This window comes from Chondromyces crocatus (assembly GCF_001189295.1).
Lineage (GTDB): Bacteria > Myxococcota_A > Polyangia > Polyangiales > Polyangiaceae > Chondromyces > Chondromyces crocatus.
This window is the reverse complement of sequence record NZ_CP012159.1, coordinates 7,111,521-7,134,775: the sequence shown is the minus strand read 5'-3', so window position 1 is coordinate 7,134,775 and position 23,255 is coordinate 7,111,521. Positions and strand designations below refer to the sequence as shown.

Annotated in this window: 13 protein-coding genes and 1 CRISPR repeat array (1 of these 14 only partly in view); of the genes, 7 read left to right on the top strand and 6 right to left on the bottom strand. The window is 68.6% G+C overall.

Annotation, left to right across the window (positions count from 1 at the left end; genetic code table 11):
* Positions 1-74: 74 nt before the first annotated feature.
* From CMC5_RS26025 to CMC5_RS26000, 6 genes are all read right to left on the bottom strand, one after another.
* The gene (locus CMC5_RS26025; protein ID WP_082362798.1) at positions 75-836 is read right to left on the bottom strand and encodes a polyphosphate polymerase domain-containing protein; all 762 of its coding nucleotides are present in this window, start codon (positions 834-836) and stop codon (positions 75-77) included.
* Positions 837-848: 12 nt separating this feature from the next.
* Positions 849-2,075 carry a CotH kinase family protein gene (locus CMC5_RS26020; RefSeq protein ID WP_050432946.1) on the bottom strand — a complete coding sequence of 409 codons (1,227 nt, stop codon included), beginning with the start codon at positions 2,073-2,075 and terminating at the stop codon, positions 849-851.
* Positions 2,065-3,507 (bottom strand): TolC family protein, encoded by a 1,443-nt coding sequence (locus tag CMC5_RS26015; protein WP_050432945.1) that lies wholly within the window; start codon positions 3,505-3,507, stop codon positions 2,065-2,067. The genes CMC5_RS26020 and CMC5_RS26015 overlap by 11 nt, the downstream gene beginning before the upstream one ends.
* Positions 3,495-5,651 (bottom strand): HlyD family secretion protein, encoded by a 2,157-nt coding sequence (locus CMC5_RS26010; protein WP_050432944.1) that lies wholly within the window; start codon positions 5,649-5,651, stop codon positions 3,495-3,497. Before CMC5_RS26010 ends, CMC5_RS26015 begins: the two co-directional genes overlap by 13 nt.
* 128 nt (positions 5,652-5,779) lie before the next feature.
* Positions 5,780-6,469 (bottom strand): DUF4956 domain-containing protein, encoded by a 690-nt coding sequence (locus CMC5_RS26005; protein ID WP_082362797.1) that lies wholly within the window; start codon positions 6,467-6,469, stop codon positions 5,780-5,782.
* A gap of 76 nt (positions 6,470-6,545) precedes the next feature.
* A complete protein-coding gene (locus CMC5_RS26000) occupies positions 6,546-8,177 on the bottom strand; it encodes a CotH kinase family protein (RefSeq protein ID WP_050432943.1) in 1,632 nt (543 codons plus the stop codon).
* Positions 8,178-8,834: 657 nt separating this feature from the next.
* On the opposite strand from CMC5_RS26000, the gene CMC5_RS25995 reads away from it, so the two are divergent.
* The 7 genes from CMC5_RS25995 (at position 8,835) to CMC5_RS25965 (ending at position 18,820) form a co-directional block, all read left to right on the top strand.
* Positions 8,835-10,721, top strand: a complete 1,887-nt coding sequence (locus CMC5_RS25995) for a serine/threonine-protein kinase (protein WP_050432942.1) — start codon at positions 8,835-8,837, stop codon at positions 10,719-10,721.
* Between the two features lie 255 nt (positions 10,722-10,976).
* Positions 10,977-12,908 (top strand): serine/threonine protein kinase, encoded by a 1,932-nt coding sequence (locus tag CMC5_RS25990; protein WP_050432941.1) that lies wholly within the window; start codon positions 10,977-10,979, stop codon positions 12,906-12,908.
* A gap of 256 nt (positions 12,909-13,164) precedes the next feature.
* A complete protein-coding gene (locus CMC5_RS25985) occupies positions 13,165-14,115 on the top strand; it encodes a DODA-type extradiol aromatic ring-opening family dioxygenase (protein WP_050432940.1) in 951 nt (316 codons plus the stop codon).
* Between the two features lie 672 nt (positions 14,116-14,787).
* Positions 14,788-16,293 (top strand): trypsin-like serine peptidase, encoded by a 1,506-nt coding sequence (locus tag CMC5_RS25980; protein WP_169796656.1) that lies wholly within the window; start codon positions 14,788-14,790, stop codon positions 16,291-16,293.
* A 157-nt stretch (positions 16,294-16,450) separates the two neighbouring features.
* On the top strand, positions 16,451-17,047 hold the full coding sequence (locus tag CMC5_RS25975; RefSeq protein WP_050432938.1) for a Uma2 family endonuclease: 597 nt from the start codon (positions 16,451-16,453) through the stop codon (positions 17,045-17,047).
* A 118-nt stretch (positions 17,048-17,165) separates the two neighbouring features.
* Positions 17,166-17,771, top strand: coding sequence for a Uma2 family endonuclease (locus tag CMC5_RS25970; RefSeq protein WP_050432937.1), 606 nt, complete (start codon positions 17,166-17,168; stop codon positions 17,769-17,771).
* 239 nt (positions 17,772-18,010) lie between these two features.
* Positions 18,011-18,820, top strand: coding sequence for an ATP-grasp domain-containing protein (locus CMC5_RS25965; protein ID WP_050432936.1), 810 nt, complete (start codon positions 18,011-18,013; stop codon positions 18,818-18,820).
* Between the two features lie 1,557 nt (positions 18,821-20,377).
* A CRISPR array of direct repeats spans positions 20,378-23,255; the repeat unit is 36 nt; unit sequence GTGATGCTCGCGGTGATGCCGTAAGGCGTTGAGCAC (it continues 1,904 nt past the right edge of the window).

Below are 23,255 nucleotides of genomic sequence, written 5' to 3'. Positions count from 1 at the left end.
TTCGGCCCGAGCGAGGCGCCGCGCCCTGTCTCGGGGGGCTTGCTGGTGGGAGCCCTTCGGAGAAAGGGAGCCGATCAGCGGGCCAGCGTGCAGCGACTGCCCGGCAGGGTCAGCTCTGCCGTGACGCCGTAGCAGTACTTCGAGAACGAGTACCGGACGAGTTCGAGGCGCTTCACCATGGCGCTCATCCAGGCCGGTGGGCGCCGCTCGAACTTGAGTTCGAGGACCGTCACCGGCTCCTGCGTCCGGGTCTGCACGGGGTGGTCGATCAGCCGCCATCGGCGCGGGTCGGCGTCGAGTTCGAGGCGCGTCTTCGACTGCACGGAGATCATGCGGTCGAACGTCAGCCGCGCGTAGTTCTCCAGCTCGCTGATGTACGCCTCGCGCTCGTACTCGACGAGCACCACCGGGTTGGTGTGGTGCCGGTGGTAGGGGGCGAGGAAGCGCTGGACGCCTGCTCGCGCCGAGGGCGAGAGGGTGGAGAGCGCCTCGCTCTTGCCAGCGAGCACCTCCCGCCAGGTGCTCGCCGGGACGGCGGCGCGGGTCTTGATGATGACGTCCTTCACCCGCCGCTTCACCTCCAGGAACACCGGGCTCTTCTCGGCGCCCGGGTACATCCGGGCACGGAGCTTGAAGCGGTCCCACTGCTTCCGCTCGTTGGCCCAGTAGAGGTCGTAGCGGTCCGTGTCGAAGTACAGCGACCGGATCCGGTAGCGGCCGTTCGCGTCGGCGTACTTGTCGAGCTTCGACGTCGTACGGACCGTGCCTCGGATCGCCGTGATGAGGCGCTCGGGGATCAGGTACTTGTACTCGTAACGCTCGATGATCTCGTCCATGGTCGACCCTCCTCAGGGTTCCACACGGCAGCGTTTTCCGCACCCGTCTCCCGATGCCGTGTTGCCGTCGTCGCAGGTCTCGAGCCCCTCTTGCTGCCCGTCGCCGCACGCGATGCCGGGATCCAGGAGCGCACGACGCCGGGTCAGGGCTTCCTTCAGGGGGCCCACGCTGGCCTCGAACGTGGCCAGGTCCTGGGTCGTCCGGGGGCCCGCGGACGCGGCGCGGAGGAGCGCTCCTGTACGATCCATGGCGCTCGTCATGGCCGTCTCGTTCCACGTCGTGATCATCACGCTCGCGAGGGCCGACTGGAACTGGGCTTCCAGGGTGGGGATCGCCCGGATCCGCTGCGGGAGCAGCGCTACGGGCGTGGTCTCGGTGTCGAACGACGCATCATCCAGGATCCGATCCATGCCGTGGGGGATGAACACGAACCGGTCGTCGTCGGGGTTGTTGTAGAGGTAGTAGTTGTTCGCCCGGTAAGCGTAGCCGTCCCAGTGCGCGAGGGCGGCGTCCAGCGCGTAGCCCTTCATGAACCCGTCGAGATCGAGGTAGCGGGTGAGCAGGTTCTCCAGCAGCGCGTCGGGGGTCTGGGCGATGATCTGCGCGAGTCCCCGGATGTCGTCGCGGGTCCTGCCTTCGTCCTCGTCCTTGAGTTCGAGCTGCTCCACGTCGCCGATGAAATCCCCGCAGCAGGGGCCTTCGTACAGGTTCCCTTCTTCGTTCTGCTCGCCGAAATGGACGCGGAGGAAGTCCTTGTCGACGGACTCCACGACCACGTAGATCCCACGGTCCTCGCCATTGAACCGCACCTGCGCGTGCGCGGTGCGTGCGGTCGGGAGTCCGGCGCGGGTGTACATGTCGGCGCCGATGAGTTCGCGCAGGAAGGTGGGGTCCTGGATCGAGGCGTTCAGCAGGATCTTGTTCAGCCCGTGGAGCTTGGTGTCGGCGAACTCGTCGAACTTGACGCTGAAGCTCGGCTTGTCGGCGAGATCGACGAGATCGTTCCCCTTCTGGCGCACGCCGGCTCCTGGCACGTAGTTGCCGTCGTAGATCAGCGTGCACGGGACGCGCTCGTCCAGATCGGTGGCGAGCTGATCGAGGTGCTGCTTCCCCACGTAGATCTCGACGGTGTGGAGCACGGAGCGGTCGAACACCTGCGCGGCCTCGTCTTCCGGGACCACGCAGCCGCTGGCGACGGCCGCGCCACACATCAGAGAAAGGACACGATCAGGGCGCATCGGGCGGACCTCCTCGCGTGGACGACTTCTCGGACGATTTCTCGGGTGACTCCCCTGGGATCCGGCCCCCCACGGCGCGACGCAGCGCATCGACGCCGGTCACGTAGCGCCGCATCAGCTCTGTCTGTTTCTGCTCGGTGCTGGCGAGCCGCTCGCGGGTGAGCAGGGCGTCCACCCCGCTGATCCCGCGCGCCTCCAGGGCTTGCTGGGCGGCGGCGTCGGCCCGCTCTGCGGCGGGGATCGCGCGCCTCCGGAACTCCGTGACGAGCTTCTCCGCAGCCCTCACCTCCAGCAAGGCGGCGTGCACCTCGCGGGTCACGAGCTTCACCTCGGCGACCAGCGCGGTCTTCGCGGCCCGGTGGGTCACCTCCGCTGCCTCCGCGCCAGCGCGCCCCGTGTTGAACACGGGCAGCTCCAGCGCCAGCTCGAACGTCCAGCCTCGCCCGGTCTCCACGCTGGGAGCGAACTGGTAGCCGACCTCCACGAACGTGAACCAGGGCCAGCGCCTGCGCTGCTCGATGAACGCGAGGGCGTGGGTCGCGTCGATCTGCGCCGCCGCGGTCGCGACCTCGACCCGGTTCCGCAGGGCTGCCTCGACCAAAGCTTCCTCGGAGGGCAGGTCAGGGGGCGGCCAGCGCCTGGTCGCCCCACCGACCAGCCGCACCGTGGACGAGGGGGAGAGGCCAGCGCGGTCGAGGAGCTCGCCCTTCACCGCCTCCAGGCGCGCCCGCCGATCGAAGCCCCCTTGCTCCGCCTCCACGGCGGACAGCTCGGCCATCACGTCGTCGAGCGTCGTGGCCTGCGCGATCTCCAGACGTGCCTTCATCTGGCGGGCTCGCTCGCGCCGGGCTTCGAGCACCCGGTCGGCGGCCTCGATCTCCGCCTCCAGGAGCGCGGCCTCGTCGAAGAGCCAGCGGATGTCGGCCTCGATGGTCAGCTCCTCGGCCCGCGCCTCGGCGATCGCGGTGACCTCCTCCGAGCGCGCCGTCGCCGTCGCTGCGTCGGCCTCACCCGGGCGTGACGGCCGGAAGCGCAGTGCCGTCCCCAGCCTCGGTTGACCGTTGAGGTACTGGTCGAGGCGGCCTTGCTGGAGCCGCAGTTCGGGGTTCCTGTGGGTGCGCCAGGCGTCGATCCCGACCCGCGCCGCCTCGGCCCGCGCCGTCAGTTCGATCAGCCGCGGGCTGTTGTCCTTGGCCAGCGTCACCGCCTGGTCCACGGTCAACACGGCGGGAGCGGGCCGCCTCCCCTCGGCCCGCGCCTTGGCGGAGATGCCGTCGACGCCGTGCCGCTGGAGCAGCGCAGTCCGCGCCCGCTCGTCCCGGTACAGCGCGATCGCGTGGTCCGACCCCGAGGCGCCGAAGGGCGTGTAGCAGCCCGCGAGCGGGAGCCCGAGGGCGAGGAGGAGCCATGCCGCGCACTTCAACGGACCCATGGAAGCTCCTGGTACGACGGCGGGCGCGCTCCGGTGTCGAAGACGATCATGACCTTGCCGGGCGAGAGCGAGGGGGCGACGCCCTCGGGCTTCAGTCCGGGGAAGCGCTGCACGAGGCGCGGGGTGAGCGCGCCGGCCTGAGGGCTGTCGACCCGCCACAGCGCGCCAGCGTCCCCGTCGGCCGTCGATGGCGTCGAGGTGATGGCCAGCGATCCATCCGGCATGAACTGCAGATCGGAGATCCCGCCGGGCGTCGGCTTGCCTGCGAGATCGACGTCGACCCGCGCGTTCGCCCACAGCGACACCGCGCCCGCGTCGAGCAAGCGCGGATCGACGGGCGCCTTGCTGTCCTTGCCTTTGCCGTTGCCCTTGCCTTTGCCCTTCTCCGGAGCGGGCGCCGTGGAGGCCAGCTTCGTGGCGCCCTCGAAGAGGGCCTTGGGGTCGCCGATCTTCCAGATCATCGCGTTGCCCCGGGCGTCGAGGGGGGCCTTCAGCCCCACGTAGAGTGCGCCCTTGTGGAAGCCGAGCCCCTCCAGATCCAGCTCCCGCGTACCGGCTGGCAGCCCGAGCTGCGAGGCCCGATCCGGGCTCGCGTCGAGCATCTCCGCCAGATGGACCTCCCCGTCGACGCGGAAGCCCTGGCCTTCCGCGCGCAGGCGGAGCAGAGCCGTCCGCGCGCGCTTGCGCTTCCCCTTCCGGCTGTAGCTCTGCGACGAGAGGAGGTAGATGGCGCCGTCGTCCCCCGCGGTGATGGCCTCCACGTCGACGAGCTGATCGACGCCCTCCACGACGAGCGGCGTCGGGTCCACCACGCCAGCGGCGGACATGGCGAACAGCCACGGCGCCGAGTCGTTCTCGCCGTCGTCGAACCCCGTGTCGTCGCTGATGACCAGGTAGCGGCCCTCTCCGGGCCGCGCGAGCACGCCCGAGGGTTCGAACCGCGAGCGCGTGGTGAGCGCGGGCGGCACCGTCATGAGGGTGGCTCCCCCGGTGCTGGACGCCGGGAGGGCGCCCTGGATCGTCCTCGCGAGCGGGGGAGGGGAGCTGCCTTGTGGCGCCGCCGCCATGGCGACCTGCCCGCCGTGGCTCGACTTGAACACGATGTCGAACGACTGCCCCGCGAGGAGGCTCATCGGGTTGTCCATCGTGATGCTGATCTCCCGCCCCCAGAGCGGGGTCTTCGGGTTCGGCCAGCAGCGGATCGGCAGCTCCGCGACGAGGGGCCCCAGGGCCGTGACCTTGCCCGTGAGCGGCGCGCTGTTCTGCCCGCGGATCCAGAGCCGCGCCGTGTCCCCTTCGACGATGCCGAACGCCGAGCGCTCCGGCACGCAGGCCACCACGCTTCCCCGGACGTCCACCACCCGCACGACGGGCTCCCCGGGGGCCACGACGTTGCCGACCTGCTTGTCGATCCCGGCCACGCGCCCTCCGTGCGTGGCGCGAAGCGTCAGCGCCGCTCGGCGCTGCTCCAGCAGCTCCACGTTCCGCCGGGCCACGGAGAGGTCGGCCTCCAGCCGCTCGGCCACGACGCGCGGTGGCTCCTGGGCGTCGTGCTTGCGCTGCTCCGCCGCCTGGATCTGGCGCGACAGGAGGCCGATGGTCCTGGGCTTCTCCGTGGCCAGCGCCTGCACCGTCGCGTGCTGCACGTCGAGCCTGTTCAGGTCCTCCAGCACGGCCACCCTGTCCTGCACGAGCTGCCGGACGCGCGTGAGCTGCTCGTCGAGCGCCTTCGCGCCCGCGGCGGCCTGGAGCTGCTCTTCTCGCTGCCGCGCCAGCTCGCGCTGCAGCTCTTCGAGGCTCGCCGTCCGGTCGGCTTCGAGCAGGAACTGGTCGGCTTCGGACTGCGCCTCGAGCTGCCGAACCGTCGCTCGGGCGACCGCGATCTCTGCGTCGACGAGCGAGCTGTCCAGCGTCGCCACGATCTGCCCGGGCGCCACCTCCTCGTTCAGCGTGACCTGGATCGAAGCGACCCGCGCGATCTCCGTCGGTGCGAGCGCCTCCAGGGTCGGCTGCTCGAACCCCACGATGTGCCCGCGTGCATCGCCGCCGACGTGGAGGTAGGCGGCGAGGCCCAAGGTGGAGACGAGGCAGAGCCAGGGGGCGGCGTCCTGCAGCGCGCCCCGGAACCGGTACGGCATCTTCATGGTGTTCCTTGCGCACCGAGGCGCGCAGACTGAGGTGACGTCGAGCGATGAGGCTCCCTGAAGCGTGCGGGCTACGGCGGGACGGCGCTGGGTCCCGAGGTGAGCTCGCCGGCGTCAGGGTCGGCATCCTAGAGATCCAGCGTGGGCTCCTGGAGCAGCAGGGAGACATCCTGGACCCCCTGGATGGCCTGGAGCCGTGAGACGAGCGGCGATCGCAGCTCGGGGGCGCGCACGGTGAGCTGGTAGGCGTGTTCCATCATCGTCCCCTGCGCTGCCTCGCGCAGGGTGACGAGCGAGAACGAGCGGCAGTGCTCCCGCAGGATCTTCGAGATCGCGTCCTCCACGGCCTGGCCCGTGGGCGCCGTGAAGCGCAGGAGACCATCGGGCTGCCGCTTCGACCCGTAGCCCGTCGCGTGGAGCAGCAGCGCCCCCGCGCCGAACACCGCCGTGCCAGCGATGGCGGTCCCGTAGGCCGTGAGGCCGCAGGCCATTCCCACCCCGAGCGCGGCGAACACGAAGATGATGTCCCGCGGATCGCGCATCGTCGTGCGGAAGCGGACCACGCTCAGCCCTCCCGCGACCCCGATCCCGGCCGCGATGCTGGTGCCGATGGCCAGCATCAGCATGCAGGTGATGACGCTCCCCATCGCCATCCCCTGCACGGTGGTCCGCGCGTAGGACAGCCCCCGGAACGTCACCAGGTAGATACCAGCGATCGCCTGCCCCAACCCGAACGAAAGCAAGAGGGCCACCAGGGCCGTCCGCCATTCGAAGGCATCTCCTCGGGTGAGCGGCTCGATCAGGTCGGTCAGTTCCATCGTTGCATCCGGCAGGCGAGGGCCGCTCAGGGACGGCGGGTCGGGTCACGGCGCGCGCTGGCGCGCCGTCGTGGGGTCACTGGGCCAGGAACGTGGTCACCGCTTGCTCTCGGCTGTGCGTGTGGGTGACCAGCGTATCGAGCGCCTGGGTGAACGAGGCGTCCGACTGGAGGAAGGTGTGCCCGTCGATCTCCCCGTCGGGGCCGACCACGTAGGGCGAGATCAGCGCGTGGGCCGAGCGGAAGCGCGCCTCCGAGGCGATGGGCTCGTACTCGACCGCCACGGTCTGCGCGAGGAAGTCGCGGTAGATGTCCTCGTACACCGGGTCATCGAGCAGGAAGCGGATGAGCGGCCACTGGGACCCCACCTCGGACATGCCCAGCGACAGCCCTCCGCCACCCATCCCACCGGACTGGAAGGCGAAGCTGTGATCCCAGGTGATCCAGCGGAGCTGCGCATCCCGATCCGGGTCCGCGTACATGTAATAGTTGTGCGCCATCCGGCCGTACTGGTCCCAGTCCTGGATGACGGTGTTCACCGCCAGCCAGTGCAGGAAGCCCTCGACGTCGAGCCGCTTCTCCAGCTCCGTGCGCCACGCGGCGGCGTCGTTCCGGTCCGCGTGCAGCGCGTCGAACAGGGCGCGCGCGTCGGCGTAGTCGGCGGTTGTCTCGTTGGTCTTCAACCCGAGCGTGTCCACGTCCCAGGTCGCCCACGTCGCCGCGCCGCCGTCGGGCTTGTAGACGTTCCCCTTCTTGCTGCCGAAGGTCGACTTCAGGAACGCATCGTCGTCCGGCATCTCCATGCCGGTGTACAACCCGAAGTAGACCGGCCCCTCACCATGGTCGATGAAGACCCGGTAGAACGCCGTCGTCGGCGCGGGGACGCCCGCTTCCCGGAAGACGTCCATCGCGAGCTTCTCGCGCAGGAGCGACTGATCCGACGAGCCGTTCGACAGCGAGAGGTCCTTGAACCCGTAGAACTTCTGGTTCTTGGTCTCGGGGTAGTCGTCCTCGAACTTGTCGAAGTTGAGGCGGAGCGGGATCTTGTACACGCCGCCGGACCACGCCGATTGCAGGCTGTTGTTGCCCTTGAAGCGGATCCCGACGTGCTTCCACTCCCGGTCCTCGGTCTTCACGTCGCACTCGACGTAGATGGGCGTCCCGCCAATCAGGTCGATGGCGCCGCCGCCATTGCCCGGCCCACCATTGCCCGGGCCGCCATTGCCGGGTCCCCCCGCGGGCATGCACATCAGGGTGGGTTGCTGCCCCTGGAGCTGGAGCTGCGCGCAGGTCCCCGTGATCGGGTTGTTGTTGAGCGTCGCCGAGCAAGCGTCACCGGCCACCTTGCCTTCGCACGCCGCGATCAGCTCCGGAGGGAGCTGACCAGGCCCACCAGGGCCACCGGGCCCTCCAGGGCCGCCTGGTCCACCCTGACCGAACTCGCCGATCAGCTCGGTCATGTCGTCGAGCATGGCCTGCCAGTTCGCGGGCGTGATGGTGATGTCGAGGCGCGCTACCCGATCCTGCGGGAACGCGCCGGCGTAGTCGGGATCCCCGCTGCTCGCTCCGGTCCCCGAGCTGCCAGCGCCTGCGCCACCTGCTCCTCCCGTGCCGCCGTCCCCTCCCGTTCCTTCGCCACCGCTCCCTCCCGTCCCCGGATCGTCTCCCGGGGATGAGCCGCTGCAACCAGCCAGCGGAACGAGGAACATGCATCCAACAGCCGCGAAATAATGCAGAAGTCTAGGTCTCATGGGTTCGCTCCAGGGCCCTGTCCGGTGATGACTCTGCGTCGGCGGTGTTACGTTCTCGTGGCTGGTCTGTGTGCGAATGTTAATAACCTGAATCAGATCCGCAGGATGGCCGTCGAGTGACGATTCCCTGCTTTCTGTGCGCGCGTGGCGCACACGAGACGCGTGGAAACTTCCATCGGCGGAGCGGTGCACGGTGGGATGAGGGGGTGAGCGCGGGGGGAGATGGTGAAACGCGCGGGAGCGCTTGCGACATGTCCGGGCAGTGCTCGGCGTGCCGGGTTCACGGCATGTCGCGCACGCGCTCGAACCGGCTGTCTGGAGGAAACGTGATCATCGCGATTCGGCCTTCGCGCTCCAGGGAATTCCCGGTCGTTCGTTCCCCGGTCAGGTCATGCTGGCCGTCATGAGCAGACGACGCCGGAACGGCTGACTGCGAGCCCCCACGGGTGGCCATCTCCGGACGCGGTTGCCGTCGAGTCGCGTGAAGCCGGCTCCTCGTCCGCTGCCGAGGAGCCCCGCGAGGCACCGATCGACCGCCGTGGGCGGGCGATCGGCATCGTCGAACGATGCCTGCTTCAGTCCATCCCCGGACCTGGGTAAAACGGAGCACGCTGCATGGATCTCTTACCTGGCCGCCGGATCAACCGCTTCACCCTCGTCAGACCCCTCGGTGAGGGCGGCCAGGGGAGCGTCTGGAAGGTCATCGATCCCCTCGACGGTGGCGCAGTCCGCGCCCTCAAGCTCCTCCTCGTTCGCGACCTCGACGAGGGCGCCGCCCAGCGCGCTCGCCGCGAGGCACGCGCATTGATCCACGCCACCCATCCGGCCCTCGTCCCTTGCCGCGAACTGTTCGAGGTTCCGGCAGAGGCCTTGGTCGGCCTCGTCTTCGACTACCAGCGCGGCCGGTCTCTCGCCGACCTCGCCGCAGATCCGCGCCTCACCCGCGTGCATCGCCAGACGATCCTCGTGCAGCTCGCAGACGCGCTCGCTCACGTCCACGCGCTGGGCATCGTCCACCGCGACATCAAGCCGGCGAACGTCCTGATCACCGAGGCCTTCTGGCAAGCCCCGGATCACCCCGGCGGCGTCAAGCTGCTCGACTTCGGTATCGCGGTTCCCGTGGGCAACCCGCATCCCATGACCTCGGTCGGGGCCATGATCGGCACCGGCCCCTATCTCCCGCCAGAACTGCTGCTCCCCGGCGTCTGGAGCATCCCCCCCGAAGGCTTCCAGCGTGATGGGTTCGCCTTCGGCGTCCTCGCCTGGGACCTCTTGAAGGGAGCTCATCCCACAGGCCTGTCTCCGACCGCCTCCCTCGCCGAGTACGCCGCGGTGTACAAGCAAGCGCACCAAGGTCACGTCCCGTGGCCCCCCGCAGGCCTGGAAGAGCCCTGGCGCAGCGCGATCCGCGCCTGCCTGAAGCTCGACCCGCGGGCCCGACCGGCGCACGGCACCGCGCTTCTGGAGTTGCTACCGCAGACCGTGTCCAGCGCTGGCCACCTTCGACGCATCCAGAGCGACGAGCCGGCGGTGGTTCTCCGTGCCACCGAGATGCACGTGTCGGCCCCCGGAGCACCGAAGAGCATCACCGTGTCTCCGACCACGCCACCACGCCGTGAAACTGAGCTGTCGGGTCCACCTGTCCCATCGAGCAGAGGTTCGGTGCTGCGGCGGTCCACGTCGGTGGACGCTTCTCCGAGGGGCGCGGGCACTCCTGCCTTGCGCTTCGGCTGGGGCTTGCTGAGCCTGGGGCTCGTGATGAGCGTGGCTGCCGTCGCCTGGACAGGCGTGGTGGACGCGCGCTCGCTGCGATCCTGGTTCGAGGGCCCCTCGGACGTGCCGCAAGGGAACCCCGGTGTCCCGCTGCCCATGGCGGCTGCGTCGTCGACTGCCGCGCCGACTGCCTCGTCGGCTGCCTCGTCGCTGCCTGCCTCTCTCCCAGGAGACACCGCCCAGGCCATCGGACATGGCGTCCGCCTGGTCACGAACAATGGCGAAAGCGGCTCTGTCCCACGCCTCGAAGCGCCGAAGCTCGCGCCTTGCTGCGCCAAGTCCAAAGGACCGTGCTCCTCAGGGCGAGCGTGCGATCCGGACCCGTCGTGCCCAGAGTATCTGCCCCTCGAGAGCCGATGGTGGCTACGAATCATCAGCGCGACCCGAGGGGAGCACCCCACCGTGCGCAACATCGCCGCTACCCAGCCGGGATCCAGCATCTGCTTGAGTCGATGGCAGCAGCCAGACACCGAGGTCTGCGCGCCGCTCAAGCGCATCGTCAAGTCTGGAGGTGACAGGGAGAACCGCCTCCTCGTCACCACCAGGGACCTCATGGCCGGCGACCTCCAGATCCGCATTCTGGGTCCCAAGGGGCAGGTGGAATTCGAGCGCCGGACGGAGCAAACCAAGCGGCTGCGCAGCACCGTGCTCTGCAGCAACCTCTCCCTGAGAAGTGGCGCCACGACCAATGCCCCCATCACGGTCTCCGTCGTCCTTGACGACGAGTGACGCGCGGAGGGGCATGCGTTCACGGACGACCCTCGCGGACGCTCTCGCTGTGGGGCAGCGCTTCGATGCAACCGAGCGAGGCTTCCGCCTCGAGGACACTCATTGCGCGACGCTCCTCCTCTCTTTCTTCGTTCACATTCGTTGCTCCCGGCGATGTCGTGGGCATGCCACACGCGCTTCGCACAGGAATCGACCCCGCCGGTCGCCGAGATCTTCAGGTGGGTCCCTCTCCTGGGCTACATCTGAGGAGGCAGCATGGATCTCCGTCCCGGCCTCCGGATCAACCGCTACACTCTCGTGAAGCCCCTCGGTATGGGTGGGCAAGGCACGGTCTGGAAGGTCATCGATCCTCTCGACGGCGGCGCGGTCCGTGCGCTGAAGATTCTCCTCGTCCGCGGCCTCGACGAAGCGGCTGCCGCGCGTGCCCGCCGCGAAGCCAGGGCATTACGTCACGCTGGTCATCCCGCGCTCGTCCCGTGCCGCGAGCTGTTCGAAGACCCGGCCGAGGGCATCGTCGGGCTGGTCTTCGACTATGCGCGTGGTCACTCCCTTGCGGACTTCGCCAGCGATCCGCGCCTCACACGCGGGCATCGCTTTGCCGTTTTGCATCATCTCGCGGACGTCCTTGCCCACGTGCACGCCCTCGGCATCGTGCACCGCGATCTCAAGCCGGACAACATCCTGATCACCGGCAGCTTCTGGCAAGACCCCCATGCAGCGGGCGGCGTCAAGCTCCTGGACTTCGGGATTGCCGTCGCATCGGGGAACCCCAGGCCACTCACCACGCATGGCGCCATGGTCGGCACCGGCCCTTATCTCCCGCCAGAGCTGCTTATCCCCGGCGTCTGGACCTCGCCGCCCGAAGGCTTCGCCCGCGACCTGTTCGCCTTCGGCGTTCTCGCCTGGGACCTCGTGCAGGGCGTCCACCCGACGGGGTTGCCGCCCGCGGCCTCTCTCGCCGACCACGCCGATGTGTTCAGGCTGGCGCACACCGGCAAACTCACCTGGCCTCCGACGCCTCTCGAAGCGCCCTGGGGGGCTGTGGTCAGCGCATGCCTCCAGCTCGATCCATGGGCTCGCCCCTCGAACGGTGCGGCACTGCTGAGCCTTCTCCAGGACGGCGGGTCGAACAGCGGTCGCACCTCGAGCAGTGGCACAGAGAGCCATTCAGCCGTCAGCGCGCGTGCTGGGCGTCGAGGCGCGATGGACCTGCTCACGCCTCCGCCCGGGTCTGCGCGGGTCATCACCGAGCCTGCCGCTCCACTGCCTTCGCAGGAGGGAGAAGTGGCGGAGCTCCGGAGGACGCCAGCGCCTCCCCCGTCCACGCCCGTGACCATGCGGACCTCACCCATGCCCCTCCCTCCCGTACGGTCCAGCCGACCCGAGGTGACGCTGGAGGAACCGCCATCATCTCTGGCATCGCGGGGCCACTCCGCTCCTTACGGCTGGATCGTCGTCGGGGCAGGCATCGGGATGGCTGTCGTCGTTGGCCTCGTGACAGCAAGCCTCTCGTTGGAGCGCCTCGCCGGGCGTCCTGCCGTCCCTGCGGAGGGTGAAGGCGACGGCCCTGTCGAGGGAACCGTGACCGCAACCTCCCTGCAGCCTCTTGACCCGTCGACCCCTCTGGCCCCGTCCACCGAGCCTACGCCGAGCGCTCCTCTCGCGAGCCCCATCCCCACGGTGCCACCAACCTGGTCTCCTGCCCCTTCGGAGATCCTCCCGTGCTGTCCGAAGGACGGCTCGGCATGCCGCTCCGGACGCCCCTGCGCGCCGAGCTCCGTATGTGACGACGACCTGCCTGATGAGCGGGTGTGGAAGCTCCGGATGATCGGCGCCGAGCTGGAGGGACCCGACGGATTCCAGGACATGGCCGCGCCGCGCATGTACCCCTACGCCACCATCTGCCTCAGCGAGTCTTTGCGGCCTGAAACCGAGGTGTGTGCGCCCCTGACGACCATCACCAGAACCGGTGATCGGCAGAACCGCCTCCCCATCACCACTGCAGCGCTCGGCCGAGGTGAGATCCACGTTCGGATGTTCAACCCACCGCACGGCATCCTCTTCGAGGGCGACGGGGTTGCTCCCGGAAAGACCAAACGGACGAAGCTATGCGGCGGAATGCGCTTCCTCAGTGTGTCCTCGCGTGGCGTTCGAGCGAGGATCTCCGTTGACCTCGACGATGAATGACCCCCGAGCCCTGTAGCGCACCTCCAGGCACCGCGCCGACTCTCCCGTCACGGCGTCGACGAAGAGCGTTGCACCCCGCGCAACACACTTGCGCAGTGGAGACGCCTGGCATGCTGGCCCTCCCGCGGGCATCTTGTCCGCGGGTACGCTGACCCCCTCACGAAGTGGAACCGCGTACCGACCGCGCAGCACGAGCGGTCCCACCCTCGGGTCCCGAGACCCCAGGTAACGCCAGAGACCCCCCAGGAGAGCGCGCATGTCCAACGAACCCCAAGAGGGCCTCACCCGCCGCCGCGCCGTCGTCGCTGGCATCGCGGGCGCTGCCACCCTCGCCACCCTTCACGGCGTCTCCGGGGACGACGCCCAGGCCCATGCGGACCCCTCGAACGGTGGCCGCCCCACCCCGACCCCTGGCCGCCTCCCCGTCGCATTTCTCCCTCACGGCGGCGGCCCCTGGCCCTTCGTCGAGATGGGCCTCGACCGCAACGAGGTCGACCGCCTCGTCCAGTACCTCCGCGGCGTCCGCGCCCTCCCTGCCACCCCACCGAAGGCCGTGCTCGTCGTCTCCGCCCACTGGGAAGAGCCCGTGCCCACGGTCATGACCGCTGCGCGCCCGCCCCTCTACTACGACTATTACGGCTTCCCCCCGGCCTCGTACGAGCTCACCTGGCCCGCACCGGGCGACCCCACGCTCGCCGCCCGCGTCCAGGCGCTCCTCGGCACCGCGGGCTTCCAGACCGCCGCCAACGACGAGCGCGGCTTCGACCACGGCACCTTCATCCCCCTCAAGCTCACCTACCCGGACGCGAACCTGCCCACCGTCCAGCTCTCGCTCAAGCGCGGCCTCGACCCGGCCGAGCACCTCGCCATGGGCCGCGCCCTCGCCCCCTTGCGCGACGAAGGCGTGTTCATCCTCGGCAGCGGCATGAGCTACCACAACATGCGCGGCTTCCGTGATCCCCGGGCCCTCCCCATCTCCGAGGCCTTCGACGCCTGGCTGGGCGAGACCGCCGCCCTCGACCCCAAGGCCCGCGACCAGCGCCTCTCCCAGTGGTCTCAGGCCCCGGGTGCCCGCCTCGTCCACCCCCGCGAAGAGCACCTCTTGCCGCTCATGGTCGTCGCTGGCGCTGCCGGCGCGGACCGCGGCACCACCGCCTACAACGACGTCTTCATGGGCGTCCGTCTCTCCGCTTACCACTTCGGCTGATGACCACGGCGGCTGATGACCACGGCGGCTGATGACCACGGCGGCTGGTGACCACGGCGGCTGGTGACCACGGCGGCTGACGGCAACCGGGCCGACGGCAGCAGACCTCGAGGTGAGCTGCACCTCGGCGCACGCTGCGTGGCCTGACGTTGCCACACCCGGCACCCCTCCCATTCCTGCTCCCGTCGCGGACTCCGCGTCCGTTGCGCCAACCGCGCCCGCTGGGGCGACGGCGCCCGTTGCGCGAACCTCGGCCGTTGCGCGAGCCGCGCCCGCTGGGTCGATGGCGCCCGTTGCGTGAACCTCACCCGTTGCGCGGGCCGCATCAGGTGCGCCGATAGCGCCAGTTGCGCCAGGGCTGCGCAATCTGGCAGCCGCGTCTCCGAGCCTTTCCGCAAGGCGACGGTGACCGCGCGCATTTCCTCGTGCAATCGCCGACCCATCCCGTGCGCCCAGCCTGGCGTGCCCCTTGCTCATGCAGTCTGACCATCAAGGCCTCGCGGAATGCGTGGCCGACATCACGCCCTGAGGAGGTGCTCACGTCATGCCGGTGCATGGCCTTTCGCCCCTCGATGGTGTGTCGGCCCCCCATGGGTGGTGCCCGACCCGGACCGAGCCTTTCACGGCGCTGGCCGGGGCGTGACGTGGATCGTCTCACTCCAGGAAACGAACATGAGAAAGCGTCCCCTTGCCCTGATGGCGGCCTGCTCCCTGAGCGCCAGCCTCCTCGGTTGTGCCGTCGATGGCGCGGCCGATTCCGAGAACGACCTCTCACCCGCACAGGACCCCACCGAGATGTCGACGGATCTCGTCGGCGTCCACGTGGCGGCGTCGAGCACATCGTCGGACCCTGACGCAGAAGGCACGGACGGCGTCGATCTCGACGACCCCCAGCGCCCCTGGGGCCCCAACGCGGATGCCGCGAACCGGGTCCTGGAGACGGAGGACCTGGAAGCCTACGCCGCCGAGATGGGCATCAAGCTGGGCGACGGCCCGGACATGACGACCAAGGCGCTGTGCAACGGCGACGACAACCTCACCTTCGTCAACGACTTCACCGGCAAGCACGGCATCTCCTCTCGCTTCGTCCAGCGCGAGAAGATCCCCGTGGGCATCATCCGCCCCATCGGGTGCAGCGGCACCCTCATCGCGCACGACCTCTTCCTGACCAACGCCCACTGCGTCCCCGAGGACGGCGCCCAGGTCCTCGCCCAGACCGTGCAGTTCGGCTTCGAAGAAGACGGCGAGCTGCTGGAGAGCCTGCCCTCGCAGTCCTTCCCCGTCGTCAACCTCCTGGAGCTGCGCAACCAGAACCTCGATTACGCCATCTATCGCCTCGGCCACCTGCCCGGCCTGATCTACGGCCACAACACCGTGGCCAGCGGCGATCCCCCCTCGGGCAGCGTCATCTCCATCATCGGCCACCCCGCCTTTCGGCGGAAACAGGTCGACGTCGGCCACGCCAGGTACAACGTCTTCCTCGACCGGATCCTCTACGACGACCTCGACACGCTCGGTGGCAACTCCGGCAGCGGCATCCTCAACGCCCAGGGAGAGCTGACGGGCCTTCATTACGGCGGGAGCTGCGACGGCTGGTTCGGCTACAACTACGGCGAGAAGATGTCGAACCTCCTCCAGGCTTCGCCGCTTCTCAGGAACACCCCACGCCAGCTCATTCTCAGCCAGGGCACGGACCCCACGCTCTACGTCATCCACGGCGGTGCCCGCCTCGCGATCGCCTCCATGGACGAGTTCAACGCCCTCGGCTTCCGCGCGCAGGATCACCGCGTCCTCCCTCCGGGCGCACTCTCCTCCACGCCCACCGTCCCGCGCGACGGCACGGTCCTCGTCACCCCTGGCGGTGCCCGGCACGTCGTCTTCGGCGGCGCCCGCTTCCCCATCCACCTGCTCATGGAGTTCACCGCCCTCGGCTACAGCAACCCGGACATGAACCCCGCGCCCCAGCTCGCCACCCAGGCGATCCCCCTCATCCCGCGCGACGGCACCTTGCTCCAGGAACGCTCTCACGACCCCGTGTACGTGGTCCTGGGTGGCATCCGGTACTGGATCCAGAACTGGACCGTCTTCCACGCCCGCGGCTACCAGAAGAACCGGATCCGCATCATTCCGGACGGTTCTGTCGCGCAGATCCCCTTCGGCGGCGTCTTGACCTCGTGAGAGCCGTTCTCCTGGCCAGGCCGCTCATCGAGCACCCCGACTGGGCGTGGGCGGCGACCGATCCCGGCTGACCCCGCCCCGTGGCCGCCCAGACCGGAGCCGCCGCTTCCCGCCGCAAGCCTGTCCTCACCGCGCCTTTCAGGTATCCTCCTCCTCGATGGGTCATCTGGCGGAAAAGCGACCAGCCCCTGCCACCTACGCCGATCTCGAAGCGGTGCCGCCGCACCTCGTGGCCGAGATCGTCGACGGCGTGCTGCACACGCTCCCCCGGCCGGCTCCGGCCCATGCGCATGCCTCCTCCGAGCTGGTCTTCGAGCTCTCGGGCCCCTTCGGCCACGGCCGCGGCGGGCCTGGCGGCTGGCGCATCCTCATGGAGCCGGAGCTGCACCTCGGCGCCGACGTCCTCGTCCCCGACCTCGCCGGATGGCGCCTCGACCGGATGCCCCGCCTCCCGCGCGCCGCGCACTTCACGCAGCCCCCCGACTGGATCTGCGAGGTCCTGTCCCCCTCCACCTCCGCCTACGACCGCGCCGAGAAGCTCCCCGCCTACGCCGCCGCGGGCGTCTCCTGGGCCTGGTTGCTCGACCCCTTGCTGCACTCCCTCGAAGTCTTCCACATCGGCCCCCGCGAGCGCTGGGTCCTCGAGCACGTGTTCCGGGGCGAAGCCGCCGTCCACGCCGCCCCCTTCGACGCCATCGCCCTCGACCTCGCCGCCTTGTGGCCCGACCTCGAAGACGACGACACGAACCCGTAGCGCTCCGGCCTCGACACGAACCCCTGGCGCTGCCGGCCTCGACACGAACCCCTGGCGCTGCCGGCCTCTCGCCTCCGGCCCGCGATCGTCGCCAGCCCCTCGTGCTACTGTGGCCTCGATGGGTGATCCGGCTGAAAAGCGCGCCCCCTCCGCCACGTACGCCGACCTCGTGGCCGCGCCAGCGCACCTCGTCGCCGAGCTCGTCGACGGTGTGCTGTACACCTCCCCTCGACCTGCGTCCCCCCACGCGCACGCCGCTTCGGTGCTGGGCATGGACATCGGTTCGCCCTTCCAGCGAGGCCGAGGGGGCCCGGGCGGCTGGCACATCCTCTACGAACCCGAGCTGCACTTCGGGGACGACGTGCTCGTGCCGGACCTCGCTGGCTGGCGCCGCGAACGCATGCCGGACCTCCCCCAGGTTGCCTTCTTCACCCTGCCACCCGACTGGGTGTGCGAGGTGCTGTCCCTCTCGACGGCCTCCCTCGACCGGACGCGAAAGAGGCCGGCGTACGCCGCCGCGGGGGTGACGTGGCTGTGGCTCGTCGACCCGCTGGCGCGAATGCTGGAGGTGTTCCGCCTCGGCCCGCAGAAGCGGTGGGTGGTGGAGCAAGGCTTCTCGGGCGACGCTGTCGTGCGCGCCTCGCCCTTCGAGGCGATAGAGCTGGAGCTGTCGGCCCTGTGGCTCCCGGAGGCGCCCGAGAGGCCAGAGGGCGAGGCGCCGTAGCGACGGGTCATTGTGGCGTGGGCCTCGCGCGCTGCACCGCTCGCGACGAGCGCTTCCGGCGCGTCTGAGCCCACGAGCGCCAGGTCTTCCCGGCGCATCCCGGCGTGTGGGGCGCTGGCGCGGTCGCCTGTGGGGCGCTGGCGCGGTCGCCTGTGGGGCGCTGGCGCGGCCGCCTGTGGGGCGCTGGCGTGGTCGCCTGTGGGGCGCTGGCGTGGTCGCCTATGCTGTGACCTTCCGCCATGGAGACCCGTTTCCTCTTCGTCACCGGCGAGCCTGCGGCGGCGCTCCCTCTCCTGAAACAGCGCGCTGGCTGGGGCGCCGTCGTCTCGGCGACCTCCTTCGCCGTGACCGCAGGGCGCTTGCACCGCCCGAGGAACACCACCGACGACTTCCAGGGCGTGCTGTACTTCGCCGACGTCCGCGACAAGGACCTCGAGCGCCACACCCTGCGCCTGCTCGCCGAGCACGCGATCCCGTGCTGGCCTGCGCCCGAGCTGCTCCTCGCCGCCTCCGAGCGCCACGCCGCGCTCGCCAGGTGCGTCGCCGCCGGGCTCGTCGACCACCCCGTGGTGCAGGCGACCCACACCCCGACGCCGCAGCTCCCGTTCCCCTATGTGCTCAAGGTCGGCGAGGAGCACCGCGGCGAGGGGAAGTTCCTGATCCAGTCCGCGCGCGACATCCCGCGATGGGAGGGGATCGCGTCGATGGAGCCGTTCTTCCAGGGGACGTCCGTGCGGGTGCTGCTCGTCGGCGAGCGCGCGTTCGGGGCGCGGATCGAGAACGCGGGGTCGTGGATCAAGAACGGTCCCGGGGCGTCGGTCGAACCGTGGACGCCGGGAGAGGCGCTCGTGGCGCATGCGCGGGAGGCGATGCGGGTGTTCGGGCTGGCGATCGCGGGGGTGGATTACGTGGTGAATGCGCAGGGGTTCCACTTCATCGAGGTGAACCCGTTCCCGCGGGTGGGGCTGTCGAAGGAGAGCCTGGCAGCAGCGCAGGTGAGGTTCGGGGAGGCGATGGAGGCGGTGGAGCGGGAGGCGCGGGGGCGGTGAGGGGGGAGGGGTGGGGCCTCCTGGACGGAGCGTGGACGGCGAGGGAGAGGGGGCTGGTAGGTGGAGGGGGGCGTGTGGAGGGAAGAGGAGAGAGGGGGGTGGGGGGTGGAGGGGGCGCTATCCGTCCGGAGTCGATGTGGACTGGGTGGAGGGGGCCCAGGACGGGCCGCCGAGGGACTCTGGGCGGAATCCGAGAGGGTTGGAGGCTGCTGCACGTGGTTGGGGAAGCACGTGCACGTGGTGGAGGAAGCACGAGCAGGAGGTTGGGCAAGCACGAGCAGGAGGTGGGGGAGGCTCCTGCACGTGGTTGGGGAAGCACGAGCAGGAGGTGGAGGAAGCACGAGCAGGAGGTAGAGGAAGCGCGTGCTCGTGGTGAAGGAAGCACGAGCAGGAGGTGGAGGAAGCACGAGCAGGAGGTGGGGGAAGCACGAGCAGGAGGTAGGGGAGGCTCCTGCACGTGGTTGGGGAAGCACGAGCAGGAGGTGGAGGAAGCACGAGCAGGAGGTGGAGGAAGCACGAGCAGGAGGTGGGGGAAGCACGAGTAGGAGGTGGGGGAAGCACGAGCAGGAGGTGGGGGAAGCACGAGCAGGAGGTGGGGGAAGCGCGTGCTCGTGGTGGAGGAAGCACGAACTGGAGGTGGGGGAAGCGCGTGCTCGTGGTGGAGGAAGCACGAACTGGAGGTAGGGGAAGCGCGTGCTCGTGGTGGAGGAAGCACGAGCAGGAGGTGGGGGAGGTACGTGCAGTTGGTGGGGGGAGCATGAGCAGGAGGTTCTGGAGCCTCCTGCTGAAGATGACGGAGCGCCTCGATCCGTAGAAATCGGCGATCGGGTTCGCAGAGAAGTCCGCCCGCCATGGGTGAGCCAGCCGCACCGGCGGCTGCGGGGTGGAGCACGACCGCTGGCGCTGGATCCTGCGACACGGTTCCGAGGCCCGGCACGATGCGCTGGGATGCTCGTTGTCATACGTGCGTCCGGGAAGCGTTCGAGGTCGAGGGGCTCCGGGAAGCGACCGACGCGGAGATGCCGAGCCGCGACACTGGCGCCCGGTGATGTACGATGTTCCGGAGCCGAGCACGCTGCGGAAGGTTCACAAGTCGCTGACCACCCGGGGGAAGCCAATGCAGCCTCAGCCTTCCGTAGGCGAGGGACGGCGCGCGAGCTGGCACGGTCGCAGTTCGCGCCGTCCGCGAGGATCGATGGGAAGGATCGGTCGATGGTGACCCGGCTGCGCTCAGGCGGTGCACCTTCGGCGAGCTTGCAAGGAGAAGCGCTGGCTTCGCGCGAAGCCGATCCGCCGCCGGGTCAGATGGTGTGACGATCATGGACCTGGGCGTGTCCAGAGGCGACGCGGTCGTTCTTTGACAAGTTGTCGTGTGATTTCAGAGGGTTGGCCCGTGGGCAAGCAGGGGTGAGGTGCGTGATCGGGGAAAAGCCGCCGGGTTGCTGGGGAGGGGAAGGGGGGGTAGAAGGGAAGAAGATGGGTCACGGCGATGGGAGAGGAGGACCTTGAAAACGGCGGAGAATATGCGAGTGATTTCATGTGGTTACGAGTGGCGGGGTGATGCTCGCGGTGATGCCGTAAGGCGTTGAGCACATCTCAAAGTTGAAGTGTCTCGCCCGCTCCGTGGAAGTGATGCTCGCGGTGATGCCGTAAGGCGTTGAGCACCGGCTGTACGCGCCGCACCCGTCGCACGCCACGACGGTGATGCTCGCGGTGATGCCGTAAGGCGTTGAGCACCAGGTGGTCGATCGTAGAGCCCAAAGCGGCTGCTCAGTGATGCTCGCGGTGATGCCGTAAGGCGTTGAGCACGCGAATGCGCCGATGGCGGGAGGCGGGGACTTCTACTGTGATGCTCGCGGTGATGCCGTAAGGCGTTGAGCACGTCGAAAGGGCGCGTCAGGGGGACGTCGCCGCCATCGGTGATGCTCGCGGTGATGCCGTAAGGCGTTGAGCACGGCAGCACGGCGTTCGCGGAGTCCGCCATTTCGGGTGATGCTCGCGGTGATGCCGTAAGGCGTTGAGCACAAGGGCATCCGCCGGATCTGCGCGTACCCCAGGTCGTGATGCTCGCGGTGATGCCGTAAGGCGTTGAGCACAACGCCTCCACGAACTCGGAGGTCTCGGCCTCCGAGGTGATGCTCGCGGTGATGCCGTAAGGCGTTGAGCACATCTTCGCGACGCGGTGGAAACGTTGGCTCCAAGTGATGCTCGCGGTGATGCCGTAAGGCGTTGAGCACCGTGCTGTTCGCCATCTACCCGTTCTGGCGCTCGTAGTGATGCTCGCGGTGATGCCGTAAGGCGTTGAGCACAGCTGGGCGCAGAGGCCCCCCGAGCACGTCAGCCAGGTGATGCTCGCGGTGATGCCGTAAGGCGTTGAGCACTGGTTGCTGGGACTCTTTGTGTTGCTGATGGCGTGTGATGCTCGCGGTGATGCCGTAAGGCGTTGAGCACACTTCGCGGCCTTGGCAATCCGCTTGCGAAGGGACGTGATGCTCGCGGTGATGCCGTAAGGCGTTGAGCACAGTACGGCAACGTCATCGCCATCGGAGCGCACCGTGGCGGTGATGCTCGCGGTGATGCCGTAAGGCGTTGAGCACTGGCTGCACGAGGCGGCACACGTGCTGAACCGCCACGGGTGATGCTCGCGGTGATGCCGTAAGGCGTTGAGCACACATGTTGATTGCGCCCACCGCGAGCGGAATTCTCGTGATGCTCGCGGTGATGCCGTAAGGCGTTGAGCACATGACGAGCATGTCGAGCTTGTAGTCCTTGAATAGTGATGCTCGCGGTGATGCCGTAAGGCGTTGAGCACACATGTTGACCGGACCGGTGTCGCGCGCGACCTGAGTGATGCTCGCGGTGATGCCGTAAGGCGTTGAGCACTGGGCGTTGCATGATGCCGAAGTTTCCCTCACGCCCTGTGATGCTCGCGGTGATGCCGTAAGGCGTTGAGCACGGCAGGCGCCGCACGGATTGGACGCAGCGCTCGCGTGATGCTCGCGGTGATGCCGTAAGGCGTTGAGCACATGAAGGCCTTGTCCGAGCGCGGGACTTTCCCGTGGGTGATGCTCGCGGTGATGCCGTAAGGCGTTGAGCACTCCTACGCCGTCCCTGGCACTGGCGTCACCTTCGCCTGTGATGCTCGCGGTGATGCCGTAAGGCGTTGAGCACCCCATAATCACCTCAAAATGCGAAACGCCACCAGCGGTGATGCTCGCGGTGATGCCGTAAGGCGTTGAGCACACTATGGCCGCGAATCCTGGCGGCGTGGGGATCCTGATGTGATGCTCGCGGTGATGCCGTAAGGCGTTGAGCACCATCTCACTTCGTACGCAAACCTGCCGCGAGTGGCTGGTGATGCTCGCGGTGATGCCGTAAGGCGTTGAGCACAGGTTAAGCAGGGTCTTAACTACCAACACGCTCGTGTGATGCTCGCGGTGATGCCGTAAGGCGTTGAGCACAGTTACGCGACGATCAGCGACGTGCGCCTCAAGGGGGTGTGATGCTCGCGGTGATGCCGTAAGGCGTTGAGCACGCAGCAGCCATCGCCCCCGTCACGGGGCCGACCACGTGATGCTCGCGGTGATGCCGTAAGGCGTTGAGCACTTCACTGCGCCCGCTGTGACACCCACCCTGCGGAGTGATGCTCGCGGTGATGCCGTAAGGCGTTGAGCACGAGCTAACCGCTCCTGCAATGAAGCCCATTCCTGGCGTGATGCTCGCGGTGATGCCGTAAGGCGTTGAGCACCCGAAGACGGTGTTGATCCCCCAGGCCATGACCTTGTGATGCTCGCGGTGATGCCGTAAGGCGTTGAGCACTACCAGCGGCGCACCACGATCGCCGGGCCCCCAAAGGGTGATGCTCGCGGTGATGCCGTAAGGCGTTGAGCACACAGACTTGTGATCTACAAGCTGTCGCAGGTTGAGCAGTGATGCTCGCGGTGATGCCGTAAGGCGTTGAGCACATGCGCTCACTGGTTGAGCTGTAGGCGGAGGAGTCGGTGATGCTCGCGGTGATGCCGTAAGGCGTTGAGCACCTCATCGGGTGCACGACCACGCTCAAGGAAGCGCGTGAGTGATGCTCGCGGTGATGCCGTAAGGCGTTGAGCACACGAAAGCCGCGTCGCCGAGCGGATTGTGATGCTCCGTGATGCTCGCGGTGATGCCGTAAGGCGTTGAGCACGGAAGAACTAGCTGTGAAGCTGGAGGGGCTCACGGGCGGTGATGCTCGCGGTGATGCCGTAAGGCGTTGAGCACCGTGCGGGTGCCTGGACCCATCCCCCGTTGTCGCAACGGTGATGCTCGCGGTGATGCCGTAAGGCGTTGAGCACCGGTGGTTGTCCCGATCCCTGGGGCTCACTGTCGAGGTGATGCTCGCGGTGATGCCGTAAGGCGTTGAGCACTTCGGAGACGACCGCGGATCATCGCCGGTCGC

Coding starts and splice junctions, on each gene's coding strand:
- CMC5_RS26025 (WP_082362798.1), bottom strand. CDS start 836: ATGGACGAGATCATCGAGCGTTACGAGTACAAGTACCTGATCCCCGAG.
- CMC5_RS26020 (WP_050432946.1), bottom strand. CDS start 2,075: ATGCGCCCTGATCGTGTCCTTTCTCTGATGTGTGGCGCGGCCGTCGCC.
- CMC5_RS26015 (WP_050432945.1), bottom strand. CDS start 3,507: ATGGGTCCGTTGAAGTGCGCGGCATGGCTCCTCCTCGCCCTCGGGCTC.
- CMC5_RS26010 (WP_050432944.1), bottom strand. CDS start 5,651: ATGAAGATGCCGTACCGGTTCCGGGGCGCGCTGCAGGACGCCGCCCCC.
- CMC5_RS26005 (WP_082362797.1), bottom strand. CDS start 6,469: ATGGAACTGACCGACCTGATCGAGCCGCTCACCCGAGGAGATGCCTTC.
- CMC5_RS26000 (WP_050432943.1), bottom strand. CDS start 8,177: ATGTTCCTCGTTCCGCTGGCTGGTTGCAGCGGCTCATCCCCGGGAGAC.
- CMC5_RS25995 (WP_050432942.1), top strand. CDS start 8,835: ATGGATCTCTTACCTGGCCGCCGGATCAACCGCTTCACCCTCGTCAGA.
- CMC5_RS25990 (WP_050432941.1), top strand. CDS start 10,977: ATGGATCTCCGTCCCGGCCTCCGGATCAACCGCTACACTCTCGTGAAG.
- CMC5_RS25985 (WP_050432940.1), top strand. CDS start 13,165: ATGTCCAACGAACCCCAAGAGGGCCTCACCCGCCGCCGCGCCGTCGTC.
- CMC5_RS25980 (WP_169796656.1), top strand. CDS start 14,788: ATGAGAAAGCGTCCCCTTGCCCTGATGGCGGCCTGCTCCCTGAGCGCC.
- CMC5_RS25975 (WP_050432938.1), top strand. CDS start 16,451: ATGGGTCATCTGGCGGAAAAGCGACCAGCCCCTGCCACCTACGCCGAT.
- CMC5_RS25970 (WP_050432937.1), top strand. CDS start 17,166: ATGGGTGATCCGGCTGAAAAGCGCGCCCCCTCCGCCACGTACGCCGAC.
- CMC5_RS25965 (WP_050432936.1), top strand. CDS start 18,011: ATGGAGACCCGTTTCCTCTTCGTCACCGGCGAGCCTGCGGCGGCGCTC.